We start from the raw sequence: 26,411 nt of genomic DNA, 5'->3' as shown, positions 1-26,411 counted from the left end.
CCGGATGCCGGTTACCGTACTGCTCGTCGACGACGAACCCCTGGTCCGCGCGGGTCTGCGCGCCGTCCTGGACTCCCAGCCCGACATCGAGGTGGTGGGTGAGGCGGCCGACGGCGCCTCGGTGATCCCGCTCGTGCGGCAGCTGCGGCCGGACGTGGTGGCCATGGACGTACGGATGCCGCTGCTCGACGGGATCGAGGCGACCCGCGCGGTGCTGCGGACGGTGGACTCCCCGCCGAAGATCCTCGTGGTGACCACCTTCGAGAACGACGAGTACGTCTACCAGGCGCTGCGGGCCGGCGCGGACGGGTTCCTCCTGAAGCGGTCCCGGCCTTCGGAGATCGTGCACGCGGTACGGCTGGTCGCGGAGGGCGACACGCTGCTCTTCCCGGCGGCGGTGCGGGCCCTGGCCGCGGAGTACGGCAACCGGCAGGCGCGGGCGGTGCTGGAGCGGGCCGCTCTGACCGAGCGGGAGGAGGCGGTCCTGCGGCTGATGGCGCGGGGGCTCACCAACGTGGAGATCGCGTCCGAGCTGATCATCGGCACGGAGACGGTCAAGTCCCATGTCAGCGCGATCCTGGCGAAGCTGGGGGCGCGGGACCGCACCCAGGCGGTGATCACGGCGTACGAGTCGGGCTTCGTCTCCCCCGCCTGAGAGGAAGGGCCTGCTCCGGCCGATGGGGGGCTGCTTCTCGCCGCCGTACCCGGTGCGCAGTACGATCCGGCTGACAAGCTCGCTAGCTGGGAGGACACACGTTGGGGCAGCTGACCGGCGGGGACCCCTCTCTGCTCCGGCGGATCAATTCCGCGGTGGTGCTGCGGGCACTGCGCACGGCCGGGTCGCCGACCCTCACCGACCTCACACGGCTGACCGGGCTCTCCCGGCCGACCGTCGAGGGGGTCGTGGAGGGGCTGATCGGGACCGGGCTCGTCGTCGAGGCCGAGGCGGAGGAGGGCGCGCGGCGCCAGGGGCGGCCGGCCAGACGGTTCCGGTTCCGGGCCGAGGCGGGCCACCTGCTCGGCATTGAGATCGGCTCGCACCGCGTCGCGGTGCTGCTGTCCGGGCTGGACGGCCGGATCATCGGCGCCGGCACCAAGGAGGTCGCCGAGACGGCCTCGGCCGACCAGCGGCTGGAGCGGGTGCGGGCGGCCGTCGCCGATCTGCTGCGCCGGGCCGGCGTGCCGCGGGACTCCTTGCGGGCGGTCGGGGTCGGCAGCCCCGGGATCGTGGAGGCGGACGGCACCGTGCGCCTCGGCACGGCCCTGCCCGGCTGGACCGGGCTGCCGCTCGGCGACCGGCTGCGGCGCTCGTTCCGCTGCCCGGTGCAGGTGGAGAACGACGCCAACGCGGCGGCGGTCGCCGAGCACTGGAAGGGAGCCGCACGGGACACCGGGGACATGGTCTTCGTGATGGCGGGCCTCAGTCCCGGCGCGGGCTCGCTCATCGGCGGCCGGCTGCACCGGGGCTTCGGCGGAGCCGCCGGGGAGATCGGTGCCCTGCACCTGCTGGGCCGTGAGGCGACGCCCGAGCGGCTGCTGTCGACGACGGGCGAGCCGCTGCACCCGCTGGACGAGCCGGCCGTCGCCGAAGTCTTCGCGATGGCCAAGCGGGGCGACGAGCAGGCGATCGCCGCCGTGGACCGCTTCCTGCAGCGGCTGGTCCACGACGTGGCGGCGCTGGTCCTGGCGATGGATCCGGAGCTGGTGGTCGTCGGCGGTTGGGCGGCCGGCCTGGACGGGGTCCTGGATCCCCTGCGCCGGGAGCTGGAGCGCTACTGCCTGCGCCCTCCGCGGGTGGCCCTGTCACTGCTCGGCGAGGCGGCGGTGGCGACCGGTGCCCTCCGGCTCGCGCTCGACCACGTCGAGGGGGAGCTCTTCGCCGTGGAGAAGACCGTCACGGCCCGCCGCCGCTGACGCACTTCCTCCCCCGGCACCCGGAAAGCCCGAGAGCCGGTACGGCCGTGTTCTGCCGTCCCGCACCTGCGGGATGACGACCACGGCCGTACCGGCTCGGGCGGTTCAGGAGCCGGGTGGGGCGGGGCGGCTCAGGAGGCGACGGGCTCGTGCGTGATCTCCACGCCGCCCGAGTCGCCGAAGGTGAGACGGCAGGTGTCGGCGCGGTAGGTGGCCACCGAGACCGCTGCCGTGCCCGCCGCGGTGAAGTACCGGGTGGTGACCAGGAGCACCGGTGCCCCGGGCAGCCGGTCCAGCTCCTTGGCGTCGTCGGCCCGGGCGGAGCCGAGCTCCACCGAGCGGTCCTGACCGTCGAGGACCAGCCGCTGCAACTCGCGCAGGACGGCACGGGCGCGGGCCGGTCCCGACGGGGCCTCGATGGCGGGCAGCCCGGGCACCGAGGCGGCCGGGACGTACAGCAGCTCGGCGGCGACGGCCTGACCGTTCGTCATCCTGGTCCGGCGCACGGTGTGGACCGGCTGGTCGGCGGCGAACGCCCCACCGGTGCCGAGGAGCTTCACCACCGCGGCGGACGGCAGGGACTCCGAGGCGTCCTGCGGCTCCCAGCCGTCGACGCCCTCCCCGGGCCAGCTGTGCTGCGCGCTGCCGACGGCGACGCCCACGCGCGGCGGGGCGACGGTGGTGCCGACACCCCTGCGGCGCTGCAGCCGGCCTTCGAGCTCCAGCTGCTCCAGCGCTTGGCGCAGGGTCGCGCGGGCGACTCCGAAGCGGGCCGCGAGTTCACGCTCGTTGGGCAACACCTCGCCGACGGCGAAGTCCTGGTCGAGCGCCTCGCTGAGGACGGTCTTGAGGTGCCAGTACTTCGGCTCCGGCACCGTTTCGAGCTGCGTGGTCCCCACCCTGAGTCCTCCTGCCATCGCTGCACTCGCCGTGTGTTCCAGCGGCAGTTCCGCGCCTTTGTTTATTAAAGGTTCCTGCACTATCCCTGCGACGATAGGACGGTGCACCCCCTTGGTCAAGACCAATGCTCGTACCTTTGCCGGGCAGATCGGGCATATGTAGCAAGCCGTTCACGGGATGTTCTCGTAGCCCACAAAGGCTTGTAGTCAAGGGCTACCCGACGGTAATCATGGCGGTGGGCACTCCTGACAGCCTGTCTCGCAGCAGTCCAACCGACGAGGAGCAGCATGACCGCCACGGTCTCCTTCACGATCGATTCGCCGCTCGGCCCCCGCGCCACCACCGTCGCCTACGAACGCAAGGGATCGGGCGAACCGCTTCTCCTGCTGCACGGCATAGGCCATCACCTCCAGGCCTGGCACCCGGTGACCGACATCCTGGCCGCCGAGCACGACGTGATCGCCGTCGACCTGCCCGGTTTCGGCGCCTCGGAGCCGCTGCCGCAGGGGTTGCCGTACTCCCTGGACACCGTGGCCCCGGCGCTCGGAGCACTCTGCACGGCCCTCGGCGTCGAGCGCCCGCACGTCGCGGGCAACTCGCTCGGCGGCCTGCTCGCCCTCGAAATGGGCCGGAGCAATCTCGTACGCTCCGTCACGGCCTTCTCCCCCGCCGGGTTCTGGACCGAAGGTGAACGTCGCTACGCCTTCGCCGCGCTGCTCGCCATGCGGGCCGGCGCCAGGGCGCTGCCCCTGCCCGCCGTCCACCGGCTCTCGCGCAGTGCCGCCGGCCGGACCGCACTCACCGGCACCATCTACGCCCGTCCGTCGCGCCGTTCGCCCGAGGCCGTGGTCGCCGAGACCCTCGCCCTGCGCCACTCCACCGGGTTCGAGGAAACCCTGGCCGCGGGTGGCTCCGTACGCTTCACCGACGACGTGCCGGGGCTGCCGGTCACCATCGCGTGGGGCACCCGCGACCGCCTGCTGCTGCGCCGCCAGGGCATCCGCGCCAAGCACACCGTCCCCGGCGCCCGGCTGGTCCGCCTCCCCGGCTGCGGCCACGTCCCGATGAGCGACGATCCGGCGCTCGTCGCCCGCGTGGTGCTCGACACGGCCCGTAGCGCCGCGGTTCCGGTCGTCGCGTGAGCGCACCGCTCGCTGAGCGTGCGGGAAGGGCCGGGTACGGGAAGTGCCGGTGCACGGGACCGGCCGGTGCACGGGACCTGCCGTAGCACGGGACCGGCGAACGCACCGGACCGGCGAACGCACCGGACCGGTGAACGCGCCGGACCGTGAGGGCGCGGAACCGGTCCGAGTCAAGAGGTCGGACGTCTGAACGGATGAGCGGCTGGCGGCTGTTCACCCGCGGTTCGCGTGGGCGACGCGGCCGGGCCGGTGCGCGACGGCACGCTGGTCCGACCCGTCCTCGCCACCCCCTGGAGACGCACCGATGGCTTCGACCCCGCACACCCGACGGTCCCTCATCGGCGGTTCCCTCGCCCTGTCCTCCGCGCTGCTCGCCGCGCCGGCGCTCGCCGCCCCCGCCTTCGCCCGCTCCGGCCGGCCCAACGCGCACTGGGGCGTCCAGTCCGGCGAGATCACCGCGCACGCGGCCACCGTGTGGGCCCGTTCCGACCGCCCCGCGCGCATGTACGTCGAAACCTCGCCGAGCGAGGCGTTCCGCTACGCCGTACGCCGCCACCGCGGCCCGCTGCTCGGCCCGTCGAGCGACTTCACCGCAACCACCGTCCTGCGCGACCTCCCGCCCGGGCAGCAGATCCACTACCGGGTCGTCCTGGCCGACCCCGACGACCCCCGCCGCACCGCCGAGCCGGTCCACGGCACCTTCCGCACCACCCCGGTCTCCCGCCGCCGCGACGTGCGGTTCCTGTGGTCCGGGGACCTGGCGGGCCAGGGCTGGGGCATCAACCCCGATGTCGGCGGCTACCGCGTCTTCGACGAGATGCGGCAGCGCGACCCCGACTTCTTCCTCTTCAGCGGCGACACGGTCTACGCCGACGGCCCGATCAAGGCGGCCGTGCCCCTGCGCGACGGCACCGTCTGGCGCAACATCACCACCTCGGAGAAGTCGAAGGTCGCCGAGACCCTCGACGAGTTCCGCGGGAACTTCCGCTACAACCTGCTCGACCGCAACCTGCTCGGCTTCAACGCCCAGGTCCCCGTCCTCGCCCAGTGGGACGACCACGAGGTGCGCAACAACTGGTACCCGGGCCAGCTGATCGACGACCCCCGCTACACGGTCAGGGAGGCCGACGTCCTCGCCGCCCGCGCCCGCCGGGCCTTCGGCGAGTACTTCCCGGTCACCGACCTGCGCGGCGGCCGCGCCGAGGGCCGGATGTACCGCGTGATGCGGTACGGCCCGCTCCTCGACGTCTTCGTCCTCGACATGCGCACCTACCGCAACGCCAACTCCCCCGGCGGCCAGGCCGAGGACCCCATCGGCATCCTCGGCACCGAGCAGCTGGCCTGGATCAAGCGCGAACTCGCCCGCTCCCGGGCCACCTGGAAGGTCATCGCCGCCGACATGCCCCTGGGCATCGTCGTCCCCGACGGGGCCGCGGACTTCGAGGCCGTCGCCCAGGGAGATCCGGGCGCCCCACTGGGCCGGGAACTGCAGATCGCCGAGCTGTTGCGGCACATCAAGCACCGGCGCATCACGGGCACCCTGTGGCTCACGGCCGACGTGCACTACACCGCCGCGAACCACTACGCGCCCGAGCGGGCCGCCTTCACCGACTTCGCTCCGTTCTGGGAGTTCGTGTCCGGCCCCATCGGGGCGGGCGGCTTCCCGGCCGGGCGGCTCGACGCCACCTTCGGCCCCGAGACGGCCTTCGTCCAGTCGGCTCCCTTCGCCAACATGTCGCCCTCCGAGAACCCGCCGTACTACGGGGAGGTCGACATCGACGGCGGCAGCGGGGACCTCACCGTCCGATTGCGGCGCCAGGGAGGGGGCGTACTCTTCACCAGGACCCTGCAGCCCGGCCGGGTGGGCCAGTAGGACGTCCGGAAAGAGCCCCGAAAACTGGGTGAAATCGGCCAGATGGACACTTAACCAGTCGGTCACAGATCGTTCGTGATCACGCAACACCCTTGAGCAACAGTGGTGTGCATGACTGACCGCATCCACGCCTCCGCCCAGCGTCCCCACCGTCACCACTGGCGCCGCGACGTCGTCGAACTCGCCGCACTGTTCTGCGCCGTCGCGGTCGCCGACGGCATCGCCAATCTCGTCGTGCACGGCCCCAGGGGCCCGGTCCTGCTGGTCGCCTCGGCCGTCGCGCTGCTGGTGACCGCCGCCTTCCACACCTGGTGGGCGCGGCGCCACAGCCATGCGCCGCCGCCCAGCACACCGCCGCCCGGCGATCCGGCGGCGTCGGAGCCCGCCGCCCCCGGCGAGGCCGGGGCCACCGCCCTGTGGCGGATGCGCACGACCGTACGGGACCAGCCCGGCTCCCTGGCCGTCCTCTGCACCGCCCTCGCCCACCACGGCGTGGACATCCTGACGCTGCAGACGCACCCGCTGCCCGAGGGCGGCACGGTGGACGAGTTCCTGCTGCGCGCCCCGCAGCAGCTTCCCTCCGCCGACCTCACCCGGGCGGTCTCCCGGGCCGGCGGCCACAGCACCTGGATCGAGCGCGCCGACGCCCACGACCTCGTCGACACCCCGACCCGGCTGCTGGGCCTGGCCACCCGCACTGCGCTGGACGCCGCCGAGCTCCCCCTCGCCCTGCGCCAGCTCCTCGGCCGCTGCACGATCCACTCGATCCCGGCGACCACGCTCTCCGGCCGCCCGAACTCCGGTGCGGACGCCCCGGTCGAGGGGGTCCTCGAGGCCACGGTCATGCGGCTGCGCGACCCTTCGGGCGGCGCGATCACCGTGGAGCGGCCGTACCTGCCCTTCACCCCCACCGAATTCGCCCGGGCCCGCGCCCTGGTCGAGCTCGACGCCCGGCTCGGCCCGCGCGTCCCGCGCAGCCAGGACGTACTGACGCTGCCCGAGGGCAACGAGATCACCGTGCGCCGCGCCGACGGCTCCGACCTGCCCGCGGCCCGCGCCATGCACGACCGCTGCTCCGAGCGGACCCTCGGGCTGCGTTACCACGGCCCGGTCGCCGACGCCGACCGCTACCTGGGTCACCTGCTCAGCCCCCGCTTCGGCCGCACCCTGGCCGCCACCACCGCGTCCGGGAAGCTCGTCGCCCTCGGCCACCTGCTGTGGGACGGTGACGAGACCGAGGTCGCCCTGCTCATCGAGGACGACTGGCAGCGCCGCGGCATCGGCTCCGAACTGCTGCGCCGGCTCCTCGCCATGGCCGTCGAGGCCGGGTGCGACAGCGTGTACGCCGTCACCCAGGCCGCCAACACCGGCATGGTCGCCGCCATGCGCGGCCTCGGCCTCCCCCTCGACTACCAGATCGAGGAGGGCACCCTGGTGATCACGGCCCGGCTGGACGCCACCGCCGTCGGCTCACGGCTCGCCTACGAGCTCCCCGTCGGGCTGCCGCACGAGCACGGGGCCCAGCGACGCCCGTACTGAACCCTGGCCGGCCACGGCACCCGCGGGCGCCCGCTCCCCCGGAGCGGGCGCCTCCGCTCGGATCCGGCCAAACTCGGATCCGCGCCGCCGGCCACAGATCCACCTCCGCGCCGTGAAGTCGCTTGTGCACGCGGGTGGTTGACCTTCAACGGGTGAGTGCGACAGCCGTGCTCCAGCCCGTGTCAGGAGGCTGACGACAATCGGTGATGACGGGAGGACGCGTCACATACGAAGATGGCCGCATGTCAGAGACCCTCCACACCGGCAGCGCCCCCCGGCTGCCCCGCCAGGTGGCCGACGCCTACGTCGACGGCCTCATCGCCCTCGACCCGATCACCGGCACCTACCTGGGTGTAGCCGAGAGCTCCGCCAAGCTCCCCGACTTCTCCCCGGCGGGCCGCGCGGCCGTCGCCGACCTCGCCCGCGAGACCCTCGCGCGTCTCGACGCCGCCGAGGCGCTCCCCGGTGCCGACATCGACGCCGAACGGCGGTGCGGCCGTCTGCTCCGCGAGCGGCTCACCGCCGAGCTCGCGGTCCACGAGGCCGACGAGGACCTGCGCGCGGTCAGCAACATCCACAGCCCCGTGCACTCGGTCCGCGAGGTCTTCTCCCTGACCCCGACCGACACCGACGAGGACTGGGCGGCGGTCGCCGAGCGGCTGCGCGCCGTCCCGGCCGCCTTCGCCGGCTACCGCGAGAGCCTCGAACTCGGGCTGGAGCGCGGCCTGTACGGCGGCCCGCGCGCCACCGAAACCATGATCGGCCAGCTGACCACCTGGGCCGGCCAGGACGGCACCGCCCCGGCCTTCTTCGAGGACTTCGCCTCCGGCGGCCCCGAGGCCCTGCGCACCGAGCTGGACACGGCCGCCGCCGGCGCGACCGCCGCCGTCGTCGAACTGCGCGACTGGATGACCGCGGTGTACGCCCCCGCGGTCGAGGGCCGGCCCGACACCGTGGGCCGCGAGCGCTACGCCCGCTGGTCGCGGTACTTCAACGGCACCGACCTCGACCTGGACGAGGCGTACGCCTACGGCTGGTCGGAGTACCACCGGCTGCTCGCCGAGATGAAGACCGAGGCGGCCAAGATCCTCCCGGGGGCCGGCCCCTGGGAGGCCCTGGCGCACCTGGACGAGCACGGCACCCACATCGAGGGGGTCGACGAGGTCCAGGCCTGGCTGCAGGGCCTGATGGACGAAGCCATCGAGAACCTCGACGGCACCCACTTCGAACTCGCCGAGCGCGTCCGCAAGGTGGAGTCCCGCATCGCCCCTCCGGGCGGCCCCGCGGCCCCGTACTACACCTCCCCGTCGGAGGACTTCTCCCGTCCGGGCCGCACCTGGCTGCCCACGATGGGGCAGACCCGCTTCCCGGTCTACGACCTGGTGTCCACCTGGTACCACGAGGGCGTTCCGGGCCACCACCTGCAGCTCGCGCAGTGGACGCACGTGGCCGACCAGCTCTCCCGCTACCAGGCCACCGTCGGCTGGGTCAGCGCCAACTGCGAGGGCTGGGCGCTCTACGCGGAGCGGCTGATGGACGAACTGGGCTACCTCAAGGACGCCGAGCAGCGTCTGGGCTACCTGGACTGCCAGATGATGCGCGCCGCGCGGGTCATCGTCGACATCGGCATGCACCTGGGCCTGGAGATCCCGGCGGACTCGCCGTTCCACCCGGGTGAGACGTGGACCGTGGACCTGGCGCAGGAGTTCTTCGGGCTGCACAGCGGCCGGCCTGCGGAGTTCGTGGAGAGCGAGCTGACCCGCTACCTGTCGATGCCGGGGCAGGCGATCGGTTACAAGCTCGGCGAGCGGACCTGGCTGCTGGGCCGGGACAACGCGCGTGCGGCGCACGGCGACTCCTTCGACCTGAAGGCCTGGCACATGGCGGCGCTGTCCCAGGGTTCGCTGGGGCTGGACGACCTGCTGGACGAGCTCTCGAAGCTCTGACGGCACCGCGGCGGCGCGGCGGCACCACGGCGCGACGGCACCACGGCGCGGCGGCACCACGGCCGCACGACCTCGTCGTACGGGCCGCTCGTCTCCCCGGGGGCGAGCGGCCCGTACGCGTGGGGCGGGCGCGTCAGCAGCCGCAGTCGTCCGACTCGGTCGGCGCGGTCAGCGGGTCGGCCCCGTCGCGCTGCCTGGTGCCCTGCCAGGTCTCGACCTCGAAGCCCTCGCGGATCCAGTACTCGATGCCGCCGAGCATCTCCTTGACCTGGAAGCCGAGTTCGGCCAGGGCGAGGGCGGAGCGGGCGCCACCATTGCAGCCGGGTCCCCAGCAGTACGTCACCACGGGGACGTTCTTGTCGAGGAGGCGCTCGGCCTGCTCGGGTACGAGGGCGGTGGGCAGGTGGATCGCGCCGGGCACGTGCGCCTGGTCCCAGGAGGGCGTGGAACGGGAGTCGACGAGCTGGAAGCCCAGCTCGGCGCCCGACTCGCGGTGGGCCTTGAAGGCGCTCGCGACGTCCGAGACGTCCGCGTGGAAGGCGAGGCTCGCGGCGAAGTGGGCGGCGGCCGCGGCCGGGGAGGCCGGGGGCACGCGGAGCACGGGGTTGACGGCGGCCGGGGCGGAGGAGGCGTTCTGCGCTGTTGTCATGGCCAGAAATCTACGATCTGTTGATCTTCCCTGAAAGCGATGTTCCCCGGCCCTTTCCTTGTCCCACCGGGGAATCCCCTGCTAGACCTGCCTCATGACCGACGATTCCCCTGACGCCACTGACTGGCGGATCCTCGAAGCGCTCCAGCGGGACGGCCGCGCCAGTTTCACCGAGCTCGCCCGCTCCGTGTCCATGTCCGCGAGCGCCGTCACCGAGCGGGTCCGCCGGCTGGAGGAGGCCGGTGTGATCACCGGCTACACGGCCGTGGTGGACCCCGAGAAGCTCGGCAAATCGATCCTCGCCCTGGTGCGGCTGCGCTACCCGCACGGCAACTACAAGCCGTTCCACGACTTCCTGGAGGCCACTCCCGAGATCCTGGAGGCCCATCACGTCACGGGCGACGACTGCTTCGTCCTCAAGGTCGCGGCCCGCTCGATGCGGCACCTGGAGGAGGTCACCGGCCGGATCGCCGGACTCGGCTCGGTGACGACGAGCGTCGTCTACTCCTCGCCGCTGCCCCGCCGCCCGCTCAGTCCGTGACCGCGCACGCCCGTCGCCCGCCCAGTCCGTGAGCGCCGCCGTGCGGTGCCCGCCCGGTCCGTGACCGCGCACGCCCGTCGCCCGCTCAGTCCGTCAGCGCCGCCGTGCGGTGCCGCACGACGGAACCGCCGCGCTGCTTGACGATCTCCAGCTGGGCCTGGACCCGGGTCCGCAGGTCGGCGACGTGGCTGACGATGCCGACGCTGCGGTCCCGCTCGCGCAGGGAGTCCAGGACGTCGAGCACCTCGTCCAGTGCCTGGTCGTCGAGGCTGCCGAAGCCCTCGTCGATGAAGAGGGTGTCGAGGCGGGTGCCGCCCGCCTCGTCGGTGACCACGTCGGCGAGACCCAGCGCGAGGGCGAGCGAGGCGAAGAAGGTCTCGCCGCCGGACAGGGTGGCGGTGTCCCGCTCGCTGCCGGTCCACGCGTCGACCACGTGCAGCCCGAGGCCGGAACGCCCGCGTCCGCTCGCCCGCGCATCGGAGTGCACCAGGGTGTACCGGCCGCCGGACATGCGCAGCAGCCGTACCGTCGCGGCGGCCGCCACCTGCTCCAGACGGGCGGCCAGCACGTACGCCTCCAGCCGCATCTTGCGCTCGTTGTCGGCGGAGGTGCCCGCGGTCAGGCCGGCCAGCCGGGCCACCCGGTCGTACGCCTCCCGCAGCGGGCCGAGGGCGCGCAGTTCCTGCTCCATCTGCCGGGAGAGCCGGTCCAGCTCCGCGCAGCGGACCCGGGCCGCGTCACAGGCGGAACCTGCCGTACGAAGCTTCGCCGCGGCCCGGGCCGCGTAGGCCTCGGCGGCGTCCGGTGCGGCGGGGGGCAGCGCCGCCGCCTCGGCGGTGCCGGTCTCGCCGAGGCGGTCCGCGAGGAGGGCCTCCTCCGCCTGCCAGGCGTCCAGCCGGTGCTGAAGAGCGGTGCGTTCGTACTCGGGGAGGACGGCGTCGGCGGCGGCCTCGACCGTGTCGAAGCCGGCCTTGAAGGCGGCGTCGGCGAGCTGGTCGTCGGCCTCCTTCAGCCGGGCGGCGGCCGTCTCCGCCCGGCGCAGTGCGGTGGCGGCCCCGGCGACGATCCGGACCCGGTCCTCCAGGGTCCGGGCGCGGGCCGCGACGGTGGGCGCGTCCCGCCGCACGAGGGCGAGTTCGGCCTCCAGCGAGGCTTGTTCCCGGTCCAGGGCCTCACGGCGGGAGGCCCGGGCGGCGGCCCGGGTCTCGGCGTCGAGCCGGTCGGCGCTGCGCGCGGAGTGCTCGCGCTCGGCCCGGGCGAGCTGCTCCCGGGCGGCGTGCAGGCCGGCGGCCGCGGCGTGGGCGGCGGCGTGCCGGGCACTCAGGTCCGCGGTCAGGGCGAGGAGTTCGTCGGTGGTCGCGTCCCCGGCGGCGGACGCGGCCTCGGCGCGGGCCTCCCGGGCGGCGGCGAGGCTGCGCTCGACGGCCGCCCGGGCCTGCTCGGCCCGTTCGAAGGCGGCGTGAGCGGCGTCCTCCGCGGCCCGGTCGACGTGGCCGGGTGCGGGACGGGCCGGAGCCGGGTGGTCCGCCGATCCGCACACGGTGCAGGCTTCCCCGGCCACCAGCGCCTCGGCGAGTTCGGCCGCGATGCCGCGCAGCCGGGCCTCCTTGAGCTCCAGCCAACGTTCGCGCGCGGCGGCCGACTCCTCGCGCAGGTTGAGCAGTTCGCCCTCGGCGCGCTCGGCGTCGGCGGCGAACTCGTCGCGCCGGCGGGCGGCGTTCAGGTTCATCCGGGCCGGTTCCAGCCGGCCCGCGAGCTGCTCGGCCAGGGTGGCGGCCTGCTGGGCGGCGTCCGCCCGCTCCTGCAGGGCGCTGCGGGTCTCCTCCCAGCGCTCCAGCCACTCGGCGGACTCCTGGCGCTGCTCCTCGGCGGCTCGGGACTCCCGTTCCAGGTCGGCCCGTTCGCGGCCGATCTCGGCGCTGCGCTGCTCGGTACGGTGGGCGGCGCCGAGCGCGCCCAGTTCCTCGCGCAGCCGCTGTTCGACGGTGGCGAGCTGTTCGGCGCCGGCCTCCCGCAGCGGGGGCGGCAGTTCCGCGCGCGCCGTCGTCTCGGCGTGGGCTGCGGCGAGGTGGGCCGAGCCGGCCGCGCCGCGCAGTTCCAGGGCGGGGGCCACCAGGGCTCCCCGCCGGGCCCGGTCCAGCAGGCCGCGTACCCGCTCGCGCTCGGGCTCGGCCTCGGCGAGCAGGGCTGCCCGGCGGGTGGTCTCCGCGTGCCGGCGCTGGAGCCGGTCGAGCTCCCGTGCGTCCTCGGCGGCCCGCCGGGCGGCGGCGTACCGGCTCTCGACCGCGGCCAGCGCGTACTCGGCGACGTCCAGCCGTTCCCGCGCCGAGCACCGGGCGACGGCCGCCCAGGCTCGGACCGCCCCGGCGAGCCCGGGGTCTCCCGGCTGGTGCCCGGGCAGCGGCCAGGCCCGCAGGTCCGCGCTGTCGCCGGCGGCCTGGGCGAGCCGCTGCGCGGTGTGGAGCACCTTCTCGTCGCCGGCCCGGACCCGGGCCTCGGCGGCCCGGCGCCGTTCAGCGAGGAGGGTCTCGACGGCGGCGAAGCGGCGGGTGTCGAAGAGCCTCCCGAGGAGCCGGCCGCGGGCCGCCTCGTCGGCGCGCAGGAACCGCGCGAACTCCCCCTGCGGCAGGAGCACGACCTGGCAGAACTGCTCGCGGCTCATGCCGAGCAGCTGCTCGATCTCCTCGCCGATCTCCTGGTGGGAGCGGCTGAGCGGCTCCCAGCCCTCTCCGGTGTGCTCGCGCAGCCAACTCTGCGCCTTGTCCTTGGTGGTGCCCGTGCCCCGCTTCTTCGGCCGTTCCTGTTCGGGGCGCCGGGTGATCTCCAGGCGGCGGCCGCCCGCCGTGAGTTCGAGGGTGACCTCGGTCGGGGTGCCGGCGGCGGCGTGGTCGCTGCGCAGGGTGGTGCCGGGGGCCTGGCGGGCGCCGGGCACGGAGCCGTAGAGGGCGTAGCAGACGGCGTCGAGGACGGAGGTCTTGCCCGCGCCGGTGGGGCCGTGCAGCAGGAAGATGCCGGCGCCGGAGAGGGCGTCGAAGTCGATCGTCTGGGGTTCGGCGAAGGGGCCGAAGGCGGTGACGGCCAGCCTGTGGAGCCTCATCGGTGGTTCTCCCGGACGCTGTCGTCGGCGCGTACGTCGTCGAAGGCACCCTGGAGGACGGCCCGTTCGGCCTCGTCCGGGAGGCCGCCGCCGCGCACGTGGGCGACGAAGTCCTCGGCGATCTGCTGGTCGGTCCGGCCGCGCAGCCGCTGGGCGTAGGAGGTGCCGGTCTCCTCCTGGCGGCCCTCGGGGTCGAAGGCCAGGGTGAGGGTGTGCGGGAAACGGGTGGCGAGGCGGGCCATGGGGTCGTCGGGGCGGACCGGGTCGGTGAGGGTGGCCTCCACCCATGCGTCCTCGTGCACGGCGTGGGCGGGGTCCGCGAGCAGATCGTCGAGGCGTCCGCGCAGCCTCGCGAGGGCGCGGGGTACGGGGGTGTCGATGCGCTCGGCGCTGGTGATCGAGCCCTCCGCGCCGAGCTCGATCAGCCACATGGTCTTGCGGTGGTCGGCTTCCGAGAAGGAGTAGGCGAGCGGGGAACCGGAGTAGCGGACCCGTTCGTTGATCGTCTGGCAGCCGTGGAGGTGGCCGAGGGCGGCGTAGTCCACCCCGTCGAAGACGGAGGCGGGTACGGCCTCCACGCCGCCGACGCTGATGTCGCGTTCGCTGTCGCTGGCCTGCCCGCCGGTGACGAAGGCGTGCGCCAGGACGACGGAGCGGGTGCCGGGCGGGCGGGTGGCGAGGTCGGCCCGGATCCGGTCCATGGCCGCGCCCAGGACCGCTTCGTGGCTGACCCTCCGTGTGCTGAACTCGTCCTTGACCAGGGCGGGCTCCAGGTACGGCAGCCCGTACAGCGCCACGTCACCGTGTACGTCGGCCAGTACGACGGGGTCGGCGCAGCCGGCCGGATCGGTCCGCAGGTGGATCCCGGCTCGGCCGATCAGCCCGGCCCCGACGCCGAGCCGGCGGGCGGAGTCGTGGTTGCCGGAGATCATGACGGTGGGCACCCCGAGTTCGGCGAGCCGGTGCAGGGCCCGGTCGTACAGCTCGACGGCGGGAAGCGGGGGCACTGCACGGTCGTAGACGTCGCCGGCGACGAGGACGGCGTCGACCTCGTGCGCGCGCACCGTCTCGACGAGGTGGTCGACGAAGGCGGCCTGGGCACCGAGCAGGTTCACCCGGTGGAAGGCGCGGCCGAGGTGCCAGTCGGAGGTGTGCAGGAACTTCACTCGCCGGCCCCGCCGCACATGCCGTCTCCCCCTGGTCGTCTCCTGCTCGCTGGTGCCCTCTACGCTAACCCGTCCCCGGGGTCGCTCAGGGCGCGTACGTCTCCCCGCCCAGGGTGAGACCGGCCGTACCGGCCGTGCTGTCGGCGAGCCAGGCCTCGAAGGCGGGCAGGTCCGCCTCCGGGAGGGCGACCTCGATCTCCACGGCGGCCCCGTAACGCAGGTCCACCACGGTCCGCCCGGTGGAGCGCAGGTCGTTCTGCGTCTTGCCGGCCCGCTGGTGGTCGACGGTGACGGTGGCGAGCCGGTAGCGCCGCCGGGTGACGGTGCCGAGTTCGTCGAGGGCCTCGCCGACGACGCCGCCGTACGCCCGGATCAGCCCGCCGGCGCCGAGCTTCACGCCGCCGTAGTAGCGGGTGACCACGGCGACCGCGTAGCGGACGTCCCGGCGCATGAGCATCTGCAGCATGGGCACCCCGGCGGTGCCGCCGGGCTCCCCGTCGTCGCTGGCCTTCTGGACGGCGGCGTCGGCGCCGATGACGTAGGCGTAGCAGTTGTGCGTGGCGGTGGGGTGCTCCTTGCGGATGCGCGCGATGAACTCCTGCGCCTCCTGCTCGGTCGCGGCGGGCGCGAGCGAGCACAGGAAGCGCGAGCGGTTGATCTCCGACTCGTGCGCGCCCTCACGGGCCACCGTCACATACTGGTCTGCCTTCACTGCTCCACCCTAAGCCGTACCGCAGAACGCCCCGGCGCCCCGGACCCTGCGGGAATCGGGGGTGCGGGTTTGCGGTTGATGCGGCTGAGCAGCACATGACGACGGCAGACAGCAGCAGGAGGCGGCACGCGTGTATTGCGATCCGGCAACCATTCGCAAGATCCTCACCGAGCTCGGCGACACCTGGGCCGTGGTGGGCCTCTCGAACAACCGGGACCGGGCGGCCTACGGGGTGGCCCGCGTGCTGCAGCAGTACGGCAAGCGCGTGGTCCCCGTGCACCCGAAGGCCGAGACCGTGCACGGCGAGCCCGGTTTCGCCTCGCTGGAGGAGATCCCGTTCAAGGTGGACGTGGTGGACGTCTTCGTGAACAGCGAGCTGGCCGGCGCGGTCGCCGACCAGGCGGCCGCGGTCGGCGCCGAGGCCGTGTGGTTCCAGCTCGGGGTGATCGACGAGGCCGCCTACGACCGGACCCGGGAGGCCGGGCTGACGATGGTCATGGACCGCTGCCCGGCGATCGAGATCCCCGCTCTCTAGGCTTCCGCGCCCGCCGCGGCGCCGCCGTGCGGGTGCGCGGTGGCGGCCGCGGGGACCGGCGCGGACACCCGCCGAGTCGTCGACCGCCAGCACGGCACTCGCCGCCTTCGCCGTCCTCAGGGAACGGCTGCGCACCGCCCGGGCGGCGGGCGGCGGCCCGGCCCTCGCGGGAACGGTTCTGCCGGCCGCGGGCTGCACGGCGGGGCGCTACTTGTCGGCCTCCGCCAGCCCGGCCTCCGCCAGTTCGACCTCGGCCAGTTCGGCCTCGGTGAGCTCGGCCAGCCCCCGCAGCTGCTCCGACGTCATGCCGTCCGGGATCGGCACGGGCGCCGGGGTCCGCAGCGGCGGCTGCCACCCCGTCTCCGGCGTCCAGCGCCGTACGATGCGTGCCGGCGCCCCCGCCACCACGGCGTGGTCGGGCACCTCGCCCCGTACGACGGAACCCGCGGCCACCACCACGTTGCGGCCCAGCCGTGCGCCCGGCAGGATCACCGCGCCCGTGCCGAGCCAGCATCCGGGGCCGATCTCCACCGGCGCGCTGCGCGGCCACTGCCGGCCGATGGGCTCGTGCGGGTCGTCGTAGCTGTGGTTCGTGGACGTGATGTAGACACCGGGACCGCAGAAGGTGTTCGAACCGATCTCGATGCGGGCGTCGGCGATGACGTGGCTGTCCCGCCCGATGACGACCCCGTCGCCGAGCACGAGCATCGGCTCCGCGCCCAGGTCGAGTCCGGGCATCATGCCGGCGGTGAGGGTGACCTGCTCGCCGATGATGCAGTGCCCGCCGAGCCGGATCCACCGCTCGCCGAAGACGGTGCCCTGAGGGAAGGCGAGCCGGGTGCCGTCCCCGATCGCGCCGAACCGCAGCCGGCCCGGCGTCTGCGCGGTCACCGCGCCGGCCTGCTGCATCCAGCGCCAGCCGGTGTGGACCACGCGGCTCGCCAGCCTGCGGCGCAGGGCCGCCACAGATGAGAACGTGTTCTGTTTCTTCGGCACCCGGCCACGGTAATGCGCCGGGCCCCGGTCGTCCGGACGACGATCCTGTGATCTTCACCCCATCGCGGGCACGGATGCCCGCGTGCCCTACGGTGCTGTTGGCGCGGCGACCGACGGCAGACAGACCACTGACGACAGAGGAACAGACATGACGCACCAGGCGGCCCAGGCCACGGCACTCGTGGCGGGTGTCGGCGGAAAGACCCCGGACATCGACCCCACGGCCTTCACCGCGCCCACCTCGGTCGCGCTCGGGGAGGTCACCCTCGCCGCCGGGGCCAGCATCTGGTACTCGGCGGTACTGCGCGCCGACTGCGGCCCGATCACGCTCGGCGCCGACAGCAACGTGCAGGACAACTGCACCCTCCACACGGACCCTGGCTTCCCCGTGTCCATCGGCGAGCGCGTCTCCATCGGCCACAACGCCGTCGTGCACGGCTGCACCGTCGAGGACGACTGCCTGATCGGCATGGGCGCCACCGTCCTGAACGGCGCGGTGATCGGCGCCGGTTCCCTGGTCGCCGCGCAGGCGCTGGTCCCCCAAGGGATGGTGGTCCCGCCCGGCTCGCTGGTCGCGGGCGTCCCCGCGAAGGTGCGCCGCGCGCTGACCGACGAGGAGCGCGAGGGCATCAAGGTCAACGCCCAGATGTACGTGGAGCTGGCCAAGCAGCACCGCGCCTCGGTCACCCCGGACGCCTAGAACGCCCAGGCCGCCTGGAACGCCCGGGCCGCCCGGGAAGCCGTCCCGCCGGACTCCCGTGCGGCCGGAGCGACGCCCGGACCCGGGCCGCCGGTGCGGTGCGCGCCGGGGCCCGAGCGCGCCGCCGTCACTCGGCGACGGTGGCGCGGGCCGCCGGCTGCGCGGGGATGTCCGCGTCGGCCGCGCCCTCCGCGCCGGCGGCCTCGGCCGCCTTCTTCATCCGGCTGCGCACCACCAGGGTCACGACGAGGCCGAACGCCACGGCGAGGCCCAGGGCCAGCCAGGAGAACCGCTTCAGCCAGGGCTCCGCGACGATGCCGACCGAGTAGATGACGGCCGTGGTCCCGCCCGCCCAGAGGATCCCGCCGAGGACGTTGGCGACGAGGAAGCGCCAGTACGGCATGTGCAGCACGCCGGCCAGCGGCCCGGCGAAGATCCGCAGCAGTGCCACGAACCGGCCGAAGAACACGGCCCACATGCCCCACTTCTCGAAGGAGCGTTCCGCCAGCGCGACCTGCTGGGGCCCGAAGTGCTTCGGGAAGCGCCGGCCCAGCCGCTCCAGCAGCGGCTTGCCGCCCCTGCGCCCGATGGCATAGCCGATCGAGTCGCCCACGATCGCACCGGTGATGGCGCACAGCCCCAGTACGACGGGGTCGACCTCACCGTGCTGCGAGGCCAGCAGTGCGGAGCTGACCAGGATGATCTCCCCGGGCAGCGGGATGCCGAGGCTCTCCAGGCCGATGACCAGACCCACCAGGAGGTAGATGCTGACCGCCGGAATCGTCTCCAGCCATTCCTGGATGTGCACCGGTGCGTCCTCCCGAATCGTCCTCGGCGCGCCCCCTGTGACACGTCGAACGGGCAGCCTATCGGCTCTCCAGCACGACCTCCGACCTCAGAGGCAGTTCGCGCGAGGAACGGCCAGCGAACACCTCGCGGCGGCCGGGCCCCAGCACCCAGGCGTGCTGCTCCGGGTCCCAGGACGACAGCGTCCGGGTGTCGATGTCGACGGTGACGCGCTGCGCCGCGCCCGGCGCCAGGGTGATCCGCCGGTAGCCGGCGAGCGCGCGCACCGGCTGGTCGAGCCGGAGCTCCGCGGAGGGGCCCACGTACACCTGGGCCACTTCGGTGCCCTTGCGCCGGCCGGTGTTGCGCACGGTGAACTCCACGCGCAGCCCCCCGCGCTGCGGCCGGACCGTGAGCTTCTCGTACTGCCAGGTCGTGTACGACAGGCCGTGGCCGAAGGGGAAGAGCGGGGTCTCCCGCTTGGCGTCGTACCAGCGGTGGCCCACGTGGACGCCCTCGGAGTACTCCTGCCGGCCGCCCACCCCCGGGTAGCGCGAGCGGTCCGCCCCGACCGGGGTCCTGCGCTCGTCGGCCGGGAAGGTCTGGGTGAGGCGGCCACCGGGATCCACGTCGCCGAAGAGGACGTCGGCGGTGGCTCCGGCGCCCTCCTGACCCGGGTAGTACATCTGGAGGACCGCTCCGGTACGGGAGAGCCACGGCATCGTCGTGCCGGAGGGGGTGTTGAGCACGACCGTCGTACGGGGGTTGGCGGCGGCCACGGCCTCGATCAGCCGCTCCTGTCCGCCCGGGAGGGCCAGGGAGGTCCGGTCCCGGCCCTCGGTGGAGTCCTCGTAGGCGAACAGGACCACGCTGCGGGCCGCCTTCGCGGTCCGCACCGCCTCGGCGAGGTCCGCGGCACGGATCGCCCCGGTGATGTGGCGCAGCCGCAGGCGCTGGCCCTTGTCCCCGCCGTCGGCGGTCACGGCGAGCCGGTGGGCGCCGGCCTCGAGGGCGAGGGTGCGGCGGCGGACGGCCATGCCGTCCGGGGCGGAGCCGAGCAGTCCGCCCTCGTGGTGCTCGGCCGTGCCCTGCCGGACGGGGAAGAGTTCCTCCCCGTCGAGGCGTACAGCGGGCCGCTTCCCGGTGTAGTGGACCAGGAGGGTCCACTCGTCGTCCGCCGCGAGGCGGAACTCCCCCTCGTACGTCCAGGTGCGCCCGGGGCCGACCTCCCGGTCCTCCAGGTCGGCTGCCGGGGTCAGCAGCTTCGCCGGGAGAGGCCGCCCGTACAGGTCCTCGCCGAGGGCGTGGCGCACGGCCGCGCCCTTCCCGGCCCGCCGCCGGATGGCGGTGAGCGGGGCCGTGGCGCCGTCGGGGACCACGTGCGAGCTGCCCCCGCCGCCGGTGAAGGGCACCTGGGCGGTGGGTCCGATCACCGCGATCGATCGGGCCGCCGCCCCGGTCAGCGGCAGGGTGCCGTGTTCGTTGCGCAGCAGCACCGCTCCGGCGGTGGCCACCTTGCGGGCGACCCGCGCGCCGGCCGCGGCGTCGCGCGGGGGCCGGGCGGGCTGCCGCGCGGCCAGCAGCCCGAAGCGGTCCATGGTGGTCAGGATCCTGTGCACGGCCTGGTCCACGGCGGCCTCCGGTACGGAGCCGCCGCGCACGGCCTCGCGCAGCGGCCCGCCGAAGTGGGTGCCGCCGGGCATCTCCATGTCGAGGCCGGCCCGGACGGCGGCGACGGTGCTGTGGGCGGCACCCCGGTCGGAGACCACCCAGCCGTCGAACCCCCAGCTCCCGCGCAGCAGTTCGTCGAGCAGCGGTCCGCTCTCGCAGGCGTGGACGCCGTTGACCTTGTGGGAGGCGCCCATCACGGCGCCCGCGCCGGCGGTCACGGCGGCCTCGAAGCCCCGTAGCTCGGTCTCGCGCAGGACCTGTTCGCCGACGGTCACGTCGACGGTGTCGCGGCCCTGTTCCTGGTTGTGGAGGGCGAAGTGCTTGACGGTGGCGATGAGTCCCTCGTCCTGGATCCCGCGGACCAGCTCGCCGACCAGGTCCGCGGTCAGGCGCGGGTCCTCGGCGAGGGTCTCGAAGTTCCGGCCGGCGTAGGGGGTGCGGATGAGGTTGGCCATGGGGGCCAGGACGACGTCCTGGCCCAGGGCGCGTCCCTCGCGGCCGATGACGCGTCCGTACTCGCGGGCCAGCGCCGGGTCGAAGGCGGAGGCGAGGAGCACCGGCGCGGGGAGTGCGGTGGCGGGCCGGTCCACCCGCACCCCGGCGGGCCCGTCGGCGAGGCGCAGGGCCGGGATGCCCAGTCGCGGTACGCCGGGCACGTAGCCGGCCTGGCCCAGGGAGGCGGGGTCGGGGGCTCCGTGCAGGAGGGCGGTCTTCTCTTCGAGGGTGAGCCGCTGCACGAGCGCGTCGATCCGGGCGGCTCCTCCCGTACCGGTGCCGGTCCCGCTCCCGGCGGCGGGTGCGCCCGGCGCACCGGTCGCGGGCCCGCGCGGGACGGCGCCGGGCGGCGGCACGGCGGGGACGCAGCCGGCGGCTCCGAGGGCCCCGGCCGCCGTGCCCGCCGCCGCGATCAGCCGCATCGCCGAACGTCTGGACACGTCCTGGCTCATGGGTGCTCCCTGCGACGCGGTCGGCGGGAGCGGCCCGCGCCGGACCGCTCCCCGGGACACTGTGCGCCGCGGGGTGCGCGGGCCCGGCCGGGACGCGCCACCGGGGGCGCCCAGGTTCAGCCCTCCGGCAGGGGCGGCGGGCTGTCGGTGGCGCGCCGCGGCTCGTCCTGGCTCTGGACGCGCGCCTCGGTGCGGTGTCCGCGCGCGATGTAGTCCCGTACGACGGCCTCCACCGCGTCCTGCGGGGAGCCGACCCCGGCGAGCACCATCACCTCCACCACGAGTTCGGCGTCGAGGCTGATGTTGATCTTGGCCACGGATCCCCCTCCATCGTCGTGCGAGGACTCTAGACCGGCGGGGCGGTCTCGCGCCGGTCGGACGGCGCGGCCCGTGCACCCGGACGCGGCAAGGGGCACGCCCCGCGCGCCCCGGAAGCAGGACGCGCCCGCCGCCCCGTGGGGCGGCGGGCACGTTCCGGGCCGGGTGTTACGCGTTGGGGCGCAGCGTCCAGATCACGGTCATTTCGCCCGTCACGGCTTCGTCCTCGCGCTGGATGGCGATGGTGACCGGGAACTCGGGGCGGCCGCCCGCGTCGAGTTCGGCCACGACCTCGGCGGCCGGACGGCCGAGGGTGGCGGTGGCGGTGACGACGCCCTTGGCGAGCTTCTTGTAGCCGATCTCGGCCTTCACGGCGAGGGGCACGGCCCGGGAGAGCTGGTCGCCGAAGGCGGCCAGGACGATGGCCCCGCTCGCGGACTCGGCAAGGGTGAACATGGCGCCGGCGTGCGGGCCGCCGACGTGGTTGTGGTAGTCGGGCTGGTCCGGGAGCCGGACGACCGCACGCTCCGGGGTGGTCTCCAGGAACTGGAGGTTCAGGGTCCGGGCCATGGGCACGGTAGCGGCGAGCAGTTCGCCCACGTTCATCTGATCTGCGCTCATGGACCGCGATGTTACCCACGAGTAGACAGGATTGGCCAGAGCTCATCAGGGGGCGGCCGTGGCTCCCCCGGACCGCTCCCACTATCGTTACCGGCCATGTGGCCAGGACAGCAGCAGCCGCCCGGGGGCGAGCAGAACCCCCAGGACGCGCATCAGAACCCGTACGCGCAGCCGCCGGGACAGCCGGCTCAGCCGAACCCGTACCAGCAGCAGCCGGGGTACGGATACCCGCAGCAGCCCGGCTACCCGCAGCAACCCGGCTACCAGCAGCCGGGCGCCCCGGGCCAGCCCTGGGTCCAGCCCCAGGCACCCCAGCAGCCCCAGCCCTCCGGTGGCAGCCCCTACTCGACCAGGACCGTGGCCATCGTCGCGGCCGCCGCGGTCGTCGTGGCGGCCGCCGCGACCGGCGCGTACGTCCTGACCCGGGACGACAAGAACACCGAGGCCAACGACAAGCCGCCGGCCGCGAGCTCCTCCGCCCCGGTCGAGGCGCCCGCCCCTGCGGGCAGCAGCGCGAACCCGCGGGCCGGCGGCGCCATGCAGCCCGTCATCCCGGGCTGGAAGGTCGTCGTCAACACGAAGTACAACGTGGCCTACGACGTGCCCCCGGAGTGGAACGTCAACGACCCCGGCGTCTCCCTCTTCTACGACGACGAGGTCAAGAACGACGGCAAGCCGGTCATCACGATGTCCGGCACCGCCACCCTCAAGCAGGAGTGGTGCACGGTCGACAAGAACGCCGACGGCAACCTCGAGAAGTTCTCGATCGCGGACACCGGCGTCAAGGGGGCCCAGGGCGCCAAGGACACCGCGCAGGCCGCGACCGACAACACCGGCACGTGGGTGTGGGCGGGCTTCGCGCAGAAGGAGCCCAAGGGAACGGTCAAGGTGACCGAGCCCAAGGAGTTCACGACCTCCTCCGGGATCAAGGGCCACATGGTGGTCGCGACCGCGCCGAACGTGAAGAAGGAGCACAAGTGCTCCACCGACGGCAAGGCGGTCGGCTTCGCCTTCAGAAACGCCGCCGGTGACTTCGCCAGCTTCGCCCTGGTCTCCGCGGCCGGTGTGAAGGAAGAGGTCTCGACGGAGATCTCCGACAAGATGCTCAGCTCGATCCGGCTCGCCACCGGATGATCTCCGGCTGGACCCGCCCCGGACCGGTATCCCGTTTGGATTCTGGGCCCGGGGCGGGGATAGTCCGGGGGTGAGTTCTCCCCCCGGCACACCGCCCCGCACGCCCGCGCCCCGCACCCGCCCCGCCCGGCCGGAGTGGGCCGGCCGCAACTACACCCTGCTCACGGGTGCGGCGGTGGTCACCAACCTCGGAAGTCACGGGGCGCTCATCGCCTCCGCCTTCGCCGTCATGGAAGCCGGCGGTTCGGGCGGCGACGTGGGCCTGGTCGCGGCCGCCCGCACCCTGCCGCTCGTCCTCTTCCTCCTCGTCGGCGGCGCCGTGGCCGACCGGCTGCCGCGCCACCGCGTGATGGTCGCGGCGAACGCCCTGAACTGCGTCTCGCAGGGCGTCTTCGCCCTGCTCGTCCTCACCGGCGACCCGCAGCTGTGGCAGATGATGCTGCTGACGGCCCTGTGCGGCACCGGTACGGCCTTCTTCAACCCGGCGGCCGAGGGCATGCTGCTCTCCACGGTCTCCGGCGAACACGCCAACCGCGCCTTCGCCCTCTTCCGCATGGCGATGAACGGCGCCGGCATCGGCGGAGCGGCCCTCGGCGGAGCGATGATCGCCGCGATGGGTCCGGGCTGGGTGCTGGCCGTGGACGCCGCGGCGTTCGCGATCGCCGGGGCGTTGCGCGCCTTCCTCGACGTCGGCTCGTCGCCCGACCGGGCTCGCGGCGGCGGCCTGCTGGCCGACCTGCGGGAGGGCTGGGTGGAATTCCACACCCGGCCCTGGCTGTGGAGCATCGTGCTGCAGTTCTCCGTCGTCGTCGCCGTCGTCGGCGCCGCGGAGGCGGTCTACGGCCCGCTGGTCGCCCGGGACCGGCTGGGCGGGCCGGCGCCCTGGGGCCTGGCGCTCGGCCTGTTCGGGGTCGGCACCATCGCCGGGGCCGTCCTGATGATGGTGTGGAAGCCCCGGCGGCTGCTGTTGGTCGGCACCCTGTGCGTGTTCCCGCTGGCGCTGCCGTCGGCCGGGCTGGCCGTGCCGCTGCCGGTGTGGGGGTTGTGCGCGGTGATGTTCGTCAGCGGCGCCGCGATCGAGGTCTTCGGCGTGAACTGGATGACGACGATGCACCAGGAGATCCCCGAGGAGAAGTTCTCCCGGGTCTCCGCCTACGACTGGTTCGGCTCGGTCTCGATGCTCCCGCTGGCCACCGCCCTGGCCGGGCCGGCCGAATCGGCCTTCGGCCGCACCGAGGCCCTGTGGGGCTGCGCGAGCCTGGTCGTCCTGGTCACCGCCCTGGTCCTGCTGGTCCCGGACGTGCGGCGCATGACGCGCAGGCCGTCCGTCCACACGACCGGAGGTCCCGTCGCCGAGGCGGACGCCGGCGCCCCCGCCCCCTCCGCCCCCACCAGCCTCACCCCAGGCTGAACGCACCCTCCGGCGGAGCCGGCGAGGGGGCCGCGTCCGCGTCGGTGACGGGCGCCGCGCCCCTGACCAAACGGGCCAGGCCGTCGCCGTACTCCACCCGGGCGGGAAAGGCGTCGGAGGCGCACCGCCGGGCCAGGGCGCCCACCTCCAGGGGTGCGTCGGAGGCGAGCAGCACGGCGTTCCCGAAGCGCCGCCCGCGCAGCACCGCCGGTTCGGCGAGGAGCGCGAGCTCCGCGAAGGCGGTGGCGAAGTTGGCCAGCTGCGTCCGCAGGAAGTCGAAGGGCGCCCCGTCCGCCAGGTTCGCCGCGTACAGCCCGCCGGGCCGCAGCACCCGTGCCGCCTCCTTCGCGTACTCCAGCGAGGTCAGCTGGGCGGGTACCCGCGAACCGCCGAACACGTCGGCCACCACCACGTCGGCGCTCCCCGCCGGCGCCGCCTCCAGCCAGGCCCGGGCGTCGGCGGTGTGCACGGTGATCCCGGACCCGTCCGGCAGCGGCAGGTGCTCGGTCACCAGCTCGACCAGGCCGGCGTCGAACTCCACAACCGACTGCCGGGATCCGGGCCGGGTGGCCGCGGCGTAGCGGGGCAGGGTGAGCGCGCCGCCGCCCAGGTGCAGGAGGTCCAGCGGGAGCCCCGGCTCCGCCGCGCAGTCCAGGACGTGCGCGAGACGGCGTACGTACTCGAACTCCAGGTGCTGCGGGTCGTCCAGGTCCACGTAGGACTGCGGTGCCCCGTCGACGGTCAGCAGCCAGGCCCGTTCCCCGTCGACGTCCGGCATCAGCTTGGCGGTGCCCTGGCCCACGTCCCGTGTCACCGGGATCCGTTCGTCGCTCACCGCTCCATTGTCCGGCAGACCCCGGGACACCGGAGCGGGGGCCTCAGGCCTTCCCGTCCGACCAGACGGCCGCCGCGTCGGCGACGTGCTCCGCGGCCTGTGCCAGTCCGGCCCGGGCCGCCGGGTCCCGCCGGGCCGGGTCCAGGACGTTGCGCCCGAAGGCCTTGCGGGCCGTGGCCGACGGGGTGATGAGCAGCACCTTCGCCCCCGCCTCGCGCAGCCGGGCCGCCTGTGCGGCCGGTGCGGGGACGAGCTCCGAGCCGAGTGCGATCGGGGCGATGATCACCACGCGCGCGTGCCCGGCGGCGAGGTCGGCGTTGGTGGCGGAGCGGACGCCCCCGTCGATGAAACGGCGTTCGCCGACCGTGACCGGGGGCCATACCCCGGGCACGGCGCAGCTCGCCGCCACCGCGTCGACCAGCCCGCTGCCGCTCTCCCGGTCGAATGCCTCGAGCTCACCGGTGAGGGCGTCCACCGCGGTGACCACGAGCCGCCGCTCGGGCCACTCGTGCGAGACGAGCCGGGCCGCCAGTACCTTGCGGCGCTCCGCCTCGCGGCCGGTGTCCGCGGCCAGGGCCATCGCCCCCACCCGCCGGCGGTAGGCGGCCGCGTCGCGGCGCGAGCGCGCCATCGCCAGCGCGTACCGGGCGATGACGCCCGCTCCCAGTTTCGCGACGGCCTCCCCGGCGGCGTCGCCGAGCTGGCGCTCGTACAACGCCTGGGGGCTGAGCCGGCCGGAGGTGAGCTGGGCGCCGACCACCGATCCGGCCGAGGTGCCGACGACCAGGTCCGCGGTGGTGAGGTCCACGCCCGCGCGGGCGAGCCCGTAGAGGATCCCGCACTCCCAGCCGATGCCGGTCAGTCCGCCGCCGCCGAGCACCAGTGCCGTGTCGCCCATCTCCGCCCGCCCCCTCCGTCGTGTCCGCGCGTGCTGGTGGTGACGGCAGTCTGGCGCAGCCTTCCTGCCGTCACCACAGC

23 protein-coding genes are annotated in these 26,411 nt (G+C 74.2%); 11 read left to right on the top strand and 12 right to left on the bottom strand.

What is annotated here, in order from left to right; all coding sequences use genetic code 11:
* The first annotated feature begins 4 nt into the window (after positions 1-4).
* Together IH80_RS0112425 and IH80_RS0112420 are read left to right on the top strand one after the other, a co-directional pair.
* Complete coding sequence (locus IH80_RS0112425; RefSeq protein WP_030960082.1) at positions 5-655, top strand: response regulator transcription factor; 651 nt, start codon at positions 5-7, stop codon at positions 653-655.
* Between the two features lie 101 nt (positions 656-756).
* Positions 757-1,914 carry an ROK family transcriptional regulator gene (locus IH80_RS0112420; protein WP_030960081.1) on the top strand — a complete coding sequence of 386 codons (1,158 nt, stop codon included), beginning with the start codon at positions 757-759 and terminating at the stop codon, positions 1,912-1,914.
* 131 nt (positions 1,915-2,045) lie between these two features.
* Here the strand turns inward: IH80_RS0112420 and IH80_RS0112415 are convergent, their stop codons facing one another.
* Entirely contained in the window at positions 2,046-2,813 is a 768-nt protein-coding gene (locus IH80_RS0112415) for a GntR family transcriptional regulator (RefSeq protein WP_030960079.1), read from the bottom strand.
* Positions 2,814-3,101: 288 nt separating this feature from the next.
* Between IH80_RS0112415 and IH80_RS0112410 the strand changes: the two genes are divergently transcribed.
* From IH80_RS0112410 to IH80_RS0112395, 4 genes are all read left to right on the top strand, one after another.
* The gene (locus IH80_RS0112410; RefSeq protein WP_030960077.1) at positions 3,102-3,956 is read left to right on the top strand and encodes an alpha/beta fold hydrolase; all 855 of its coding nucleotides are present in this window, start codon (positions 3,102-3,104) and stop codon (positions 3,954-3,956) included.
* Between the two features lie 304 nt (positions 3,957-4,260).
* The gene (locus IH80_RS0112405; protein WP_030960076.1) at positions 4,261-5,829 is read left to right on the top strand and encodes an alkaline phosphatase D family protein; all 1,569 of its coding nucleotides are present in this window, start codon (positions 4,261-4,263) and stop codon (positions 5,827-5,829) included.
* 111 nt (positions 5,830-5,940) lie between these two features.
* Positions 5,941-7,368 (top strand): GNAT family N-acetyltransferase, encoded by a 1,428-nt coding sequence (locus IH80_RS0112400; protein WP_030960075.1) that lies wholly within the window; start codon positions 5,941-5,943, stop codon positions 7,366-7,368.
* Between the two features lie 242 nt (positions 7,369-7,610).
* The gene (locus tag IH80_RS0112395) at positions 7,611-9,314 is read left to right on the top strand and encodes a DUF885 domain-containing protein (RefSeq protein WP_030960073.1); all 1,704 of its coding nucleotides are present in this window, start codon (positions 7,611-7,613) and stop codon (positions 9,312-9,314) included.
* A 133-nt stretch (positions 9,315-9,447) separates the two neighbouring features.
* Here the strand turns inward: IH80_RS0112395 and IH80_RS0112390 are convergent, their stop codons facing one another.
* Positions 9,448-9,963, bottom strand: a complete 516-nt coding sequence (locus IH80_RS0112390) for a rhodanese-like domain-containing protein (RefSeq protein ID WP_030960071.1) — start codon at positions 9,961-9,963, stop codon at positions 9,448-9,450.
* Positions 9,964-10,057: 94 nt separating this feature from the next.
* Between IH80_RS0112390 and IH80_RS0112385 the strand changes: the two genes are divergently transcribed.
* The gene (locus IH80_RS0112385) at positions 10,058-10,504 is read left to right on the top strand and encodes an Lrp/AsnC family transcriptional regulator (RefSeq protein WP_030960069.1); all 447 of its coding nucleotides are present in this window, start codon (positions 10,058-10,060) and stop codon (positions 10,502-10,504) included.
* An 85-nt stretch (positions 10,505-10,589) separates the two neighbouring features.
* On the opposite strand, the gene IH80_RS0112380 is transcribed toward IH80_RS0112385, so the two are convergent.
* The 3 genes from IH80_RS0112380 to IH80_RS0112370 form a co-directional block, all read right to left on the bottom strand.
* Entirely contained in the window at positions 10,590-13,601 is a 3,012-nt protein-coding gene (locus IH80_RS0112380) for an AAA family ATPase (RefSeq protein ID WP_030960068.1), read from the bottom strand.
* Positions 13,598-14,767, bottom strand: a complete 1,170-nt coding sequence (locus IH80_RS0112375; protein WP_030960067.1) for an exonuclease SbcCD subunit D — start codon at positions 14,765-14,767, stop codon at positions 13,598-13,600. Before IH80_RS0112375 ends, IH80_RS0112380 begins: the two co-directional genes overlap by 4 nt.
* Positions 14,768-14,852: 85 nt before the next feature.
* Positions 14,853-15,479: a YigZ family protein gene (locus IH80_RS0112370; protein WP_030960066.1), complete on the bottom strand. Its 627-nt coding sequence runs from the start codon at positions 15,477-15,479 to the stop codon at positions 14,853-14,855.
* A gap of 130 nt (positions 15,480-15,609) precedes the next feature.
* Between IH80_RS0112370 and IH80_RS0112365 the strand changes: the two genes are divergently transcribed.
* Complete coding sequence (locus IH80_RS0112365; protein WP_030960064.1) at positions 15,610-16,014, top strand: CoA-binding protein; 405 nt, start codon at positions 15,610-15,612, stop codon at positions 16,012-16,014.
* Between the two features lie 207 nt (positions 16,015-16,221).
* Here IH80_RS0112365 and IH80_RS0112360 read toward each other — a convergent pair whose 3' ends face one another.
* Positions 16,222-17,010, bottom strand: coding sequence for an acyltransferase (locus IH80_RS0112360; protein ID WP_037879714.1), 789 nt, complete (start codon positions 17,008-17,010; stop codon positions 16,222-16,224).
* Between the two features lie 148 nt (positions 17,011-17,158).
* Between IH80_RS0112360 and IH80_RS0112355 the strand changes: the two genes are divergently transcribed.
* Positions 17,159-17,710: a gamma carbonic anhydrase family protein gene (locus IH80_RS0112355; protein ID WP_030960055.1), complete on the top strand. Its 552-nt coding sequence runs from the start codon at positions 17,159-17,161 to the stop codon at positions 17,708-17,710.
* 127 nt (positions 17,711-17,837) lie between these two features.
* Here the strand turns inward: IH80_RS0112355 and IH80_RS0112350 are convergent, their stop codons facing one another.
* The 4 genes from IH80_RS0112350 to IH80_RS0112335 form a co-directional block, all read right to left on the bottom strand.
* Entirely contained in the window at positions 17,838-18,518 is a 681-nt protein-coding gene (locus tag IH80_RS0112350; protein WP_030960054.1) for a DedA family protein, read from the bottom strand.
* A 58-nt stretch (positions 18,519-18,576) separates the two neighbouring features.
* The gene (locus tag IH80_RS0112345; protein ID WP_030960053.1) at positions 18,577-21,114 is read right to left on the bottom strand and encodes a glycoside hydrolase family 3 protein; all 2,538 of its coding nucleotides are present in this window, start codon (positions 21,112-21,114) and stop codon (positions 18,577-18,579) included.
* Between the two features lie 116 nt (positions 21,115-21,230).
* Positions 21,231-21,431 (bottom strand): type II toxin-antitoxin system VapB family antitoxin, encoded by a 201-nt coding sequence (locus IH80_RS0112340; RefSeq protein WP_030960052.1) that lies wholly within the window; start codon positions 21,429-21,431, stop codon positions 21,231-21,233.
* A 169-nt stretch (positions 21,432-21,600) separates the two neighbouring features.
* Positions 21,601-22,053 carry a DUF4442 domain-containing protein gene (locus IH80_RS0112335; RefSeq protein ID WP_184791899.1) on the bottom strand — a complete coding sequence of 151 codons (453 nt, stop codon included), beginning with the start codon at positions 22,051-22,053 and terminating at the stop codon, positions 21,601-21,603.
* A 96-nt stretch (positions 22,054-22,149) separates the two neighbouring features.
* On the opposite strand from IH80_RS0112335, the gene IH80_RS0112330 reads away from it, so the two are divergent.
* Together IH80_RS0112330 and IH80_RS0112325 are read left to right on the top strand one after the other, a co-directional pair.
* Positions 22,150-23,187, top strand: coding sequence for a hypothetical protein (locus tag IH80_RS0112330; RefSeq protein ID WP_030960047.1), 1,038 nt, complete (start codon positions 22,150-22,152; stop codon positions 23,185-23,187).
* Between the two features lie 70 nt (positions 23,188-23,257).
* A complete protein-coding gene (locus IH80_RS0112325) occupies positions 23,258-24,598 on the top strand; it encodes an MFS transporter (protein ID WP_030960046.1) in 1,341 nt (446 codons plus the stop codon).
* On the opposite strand, the gene IH80_RS0112320 is transcribed toward IH80_RS0112325, so the two are convergent.
* Together IH80_RS0112320 and IH80_RS0112315 are read right to left on the bottom strand one after the other, a co-directional pair.
* Entirely contained in the window at positions 24,585-25,376 is a 792-nt protein-coding gene (locus tag IH80_RS0112320; protein WP_199819250.1) for a spermidine synthase, read from the bottom strand. The genes IH80_RS0112325 and IH80_RS0112320 overlap by 14 nt on opposite strands.
* Before the next feature lie 100 nt (positions 25,377-25,476).
* Positions 25,477-26,331 carry a patatin-like phospholipase family protein gene (locus IH80_RS0112315; protein WP_030960043.1) on the bottom strand — a complete coding sequence of 285 codons (855 nt, stop codon included), beginning with the start codon at positions 26,329-26,331 and terminating at the stop codon, positions 25,477-25,479.
* Between the last annotated feature and the right edge of the window lie 80 nt (positions 26,332-26,411).

Source organism: Streptomyces sp. NRRL S-378, from assembly GCF_000720645.1.
Classification (GTDB): domain Bacteria; phylum Actinomycetota; class Actinomycetes; order Streptomycetales; family Streptomycetaceae; genus Streptomyces.
This window is presented reverse-complemented; position numbering and strand designations above follow the sequence as displayed.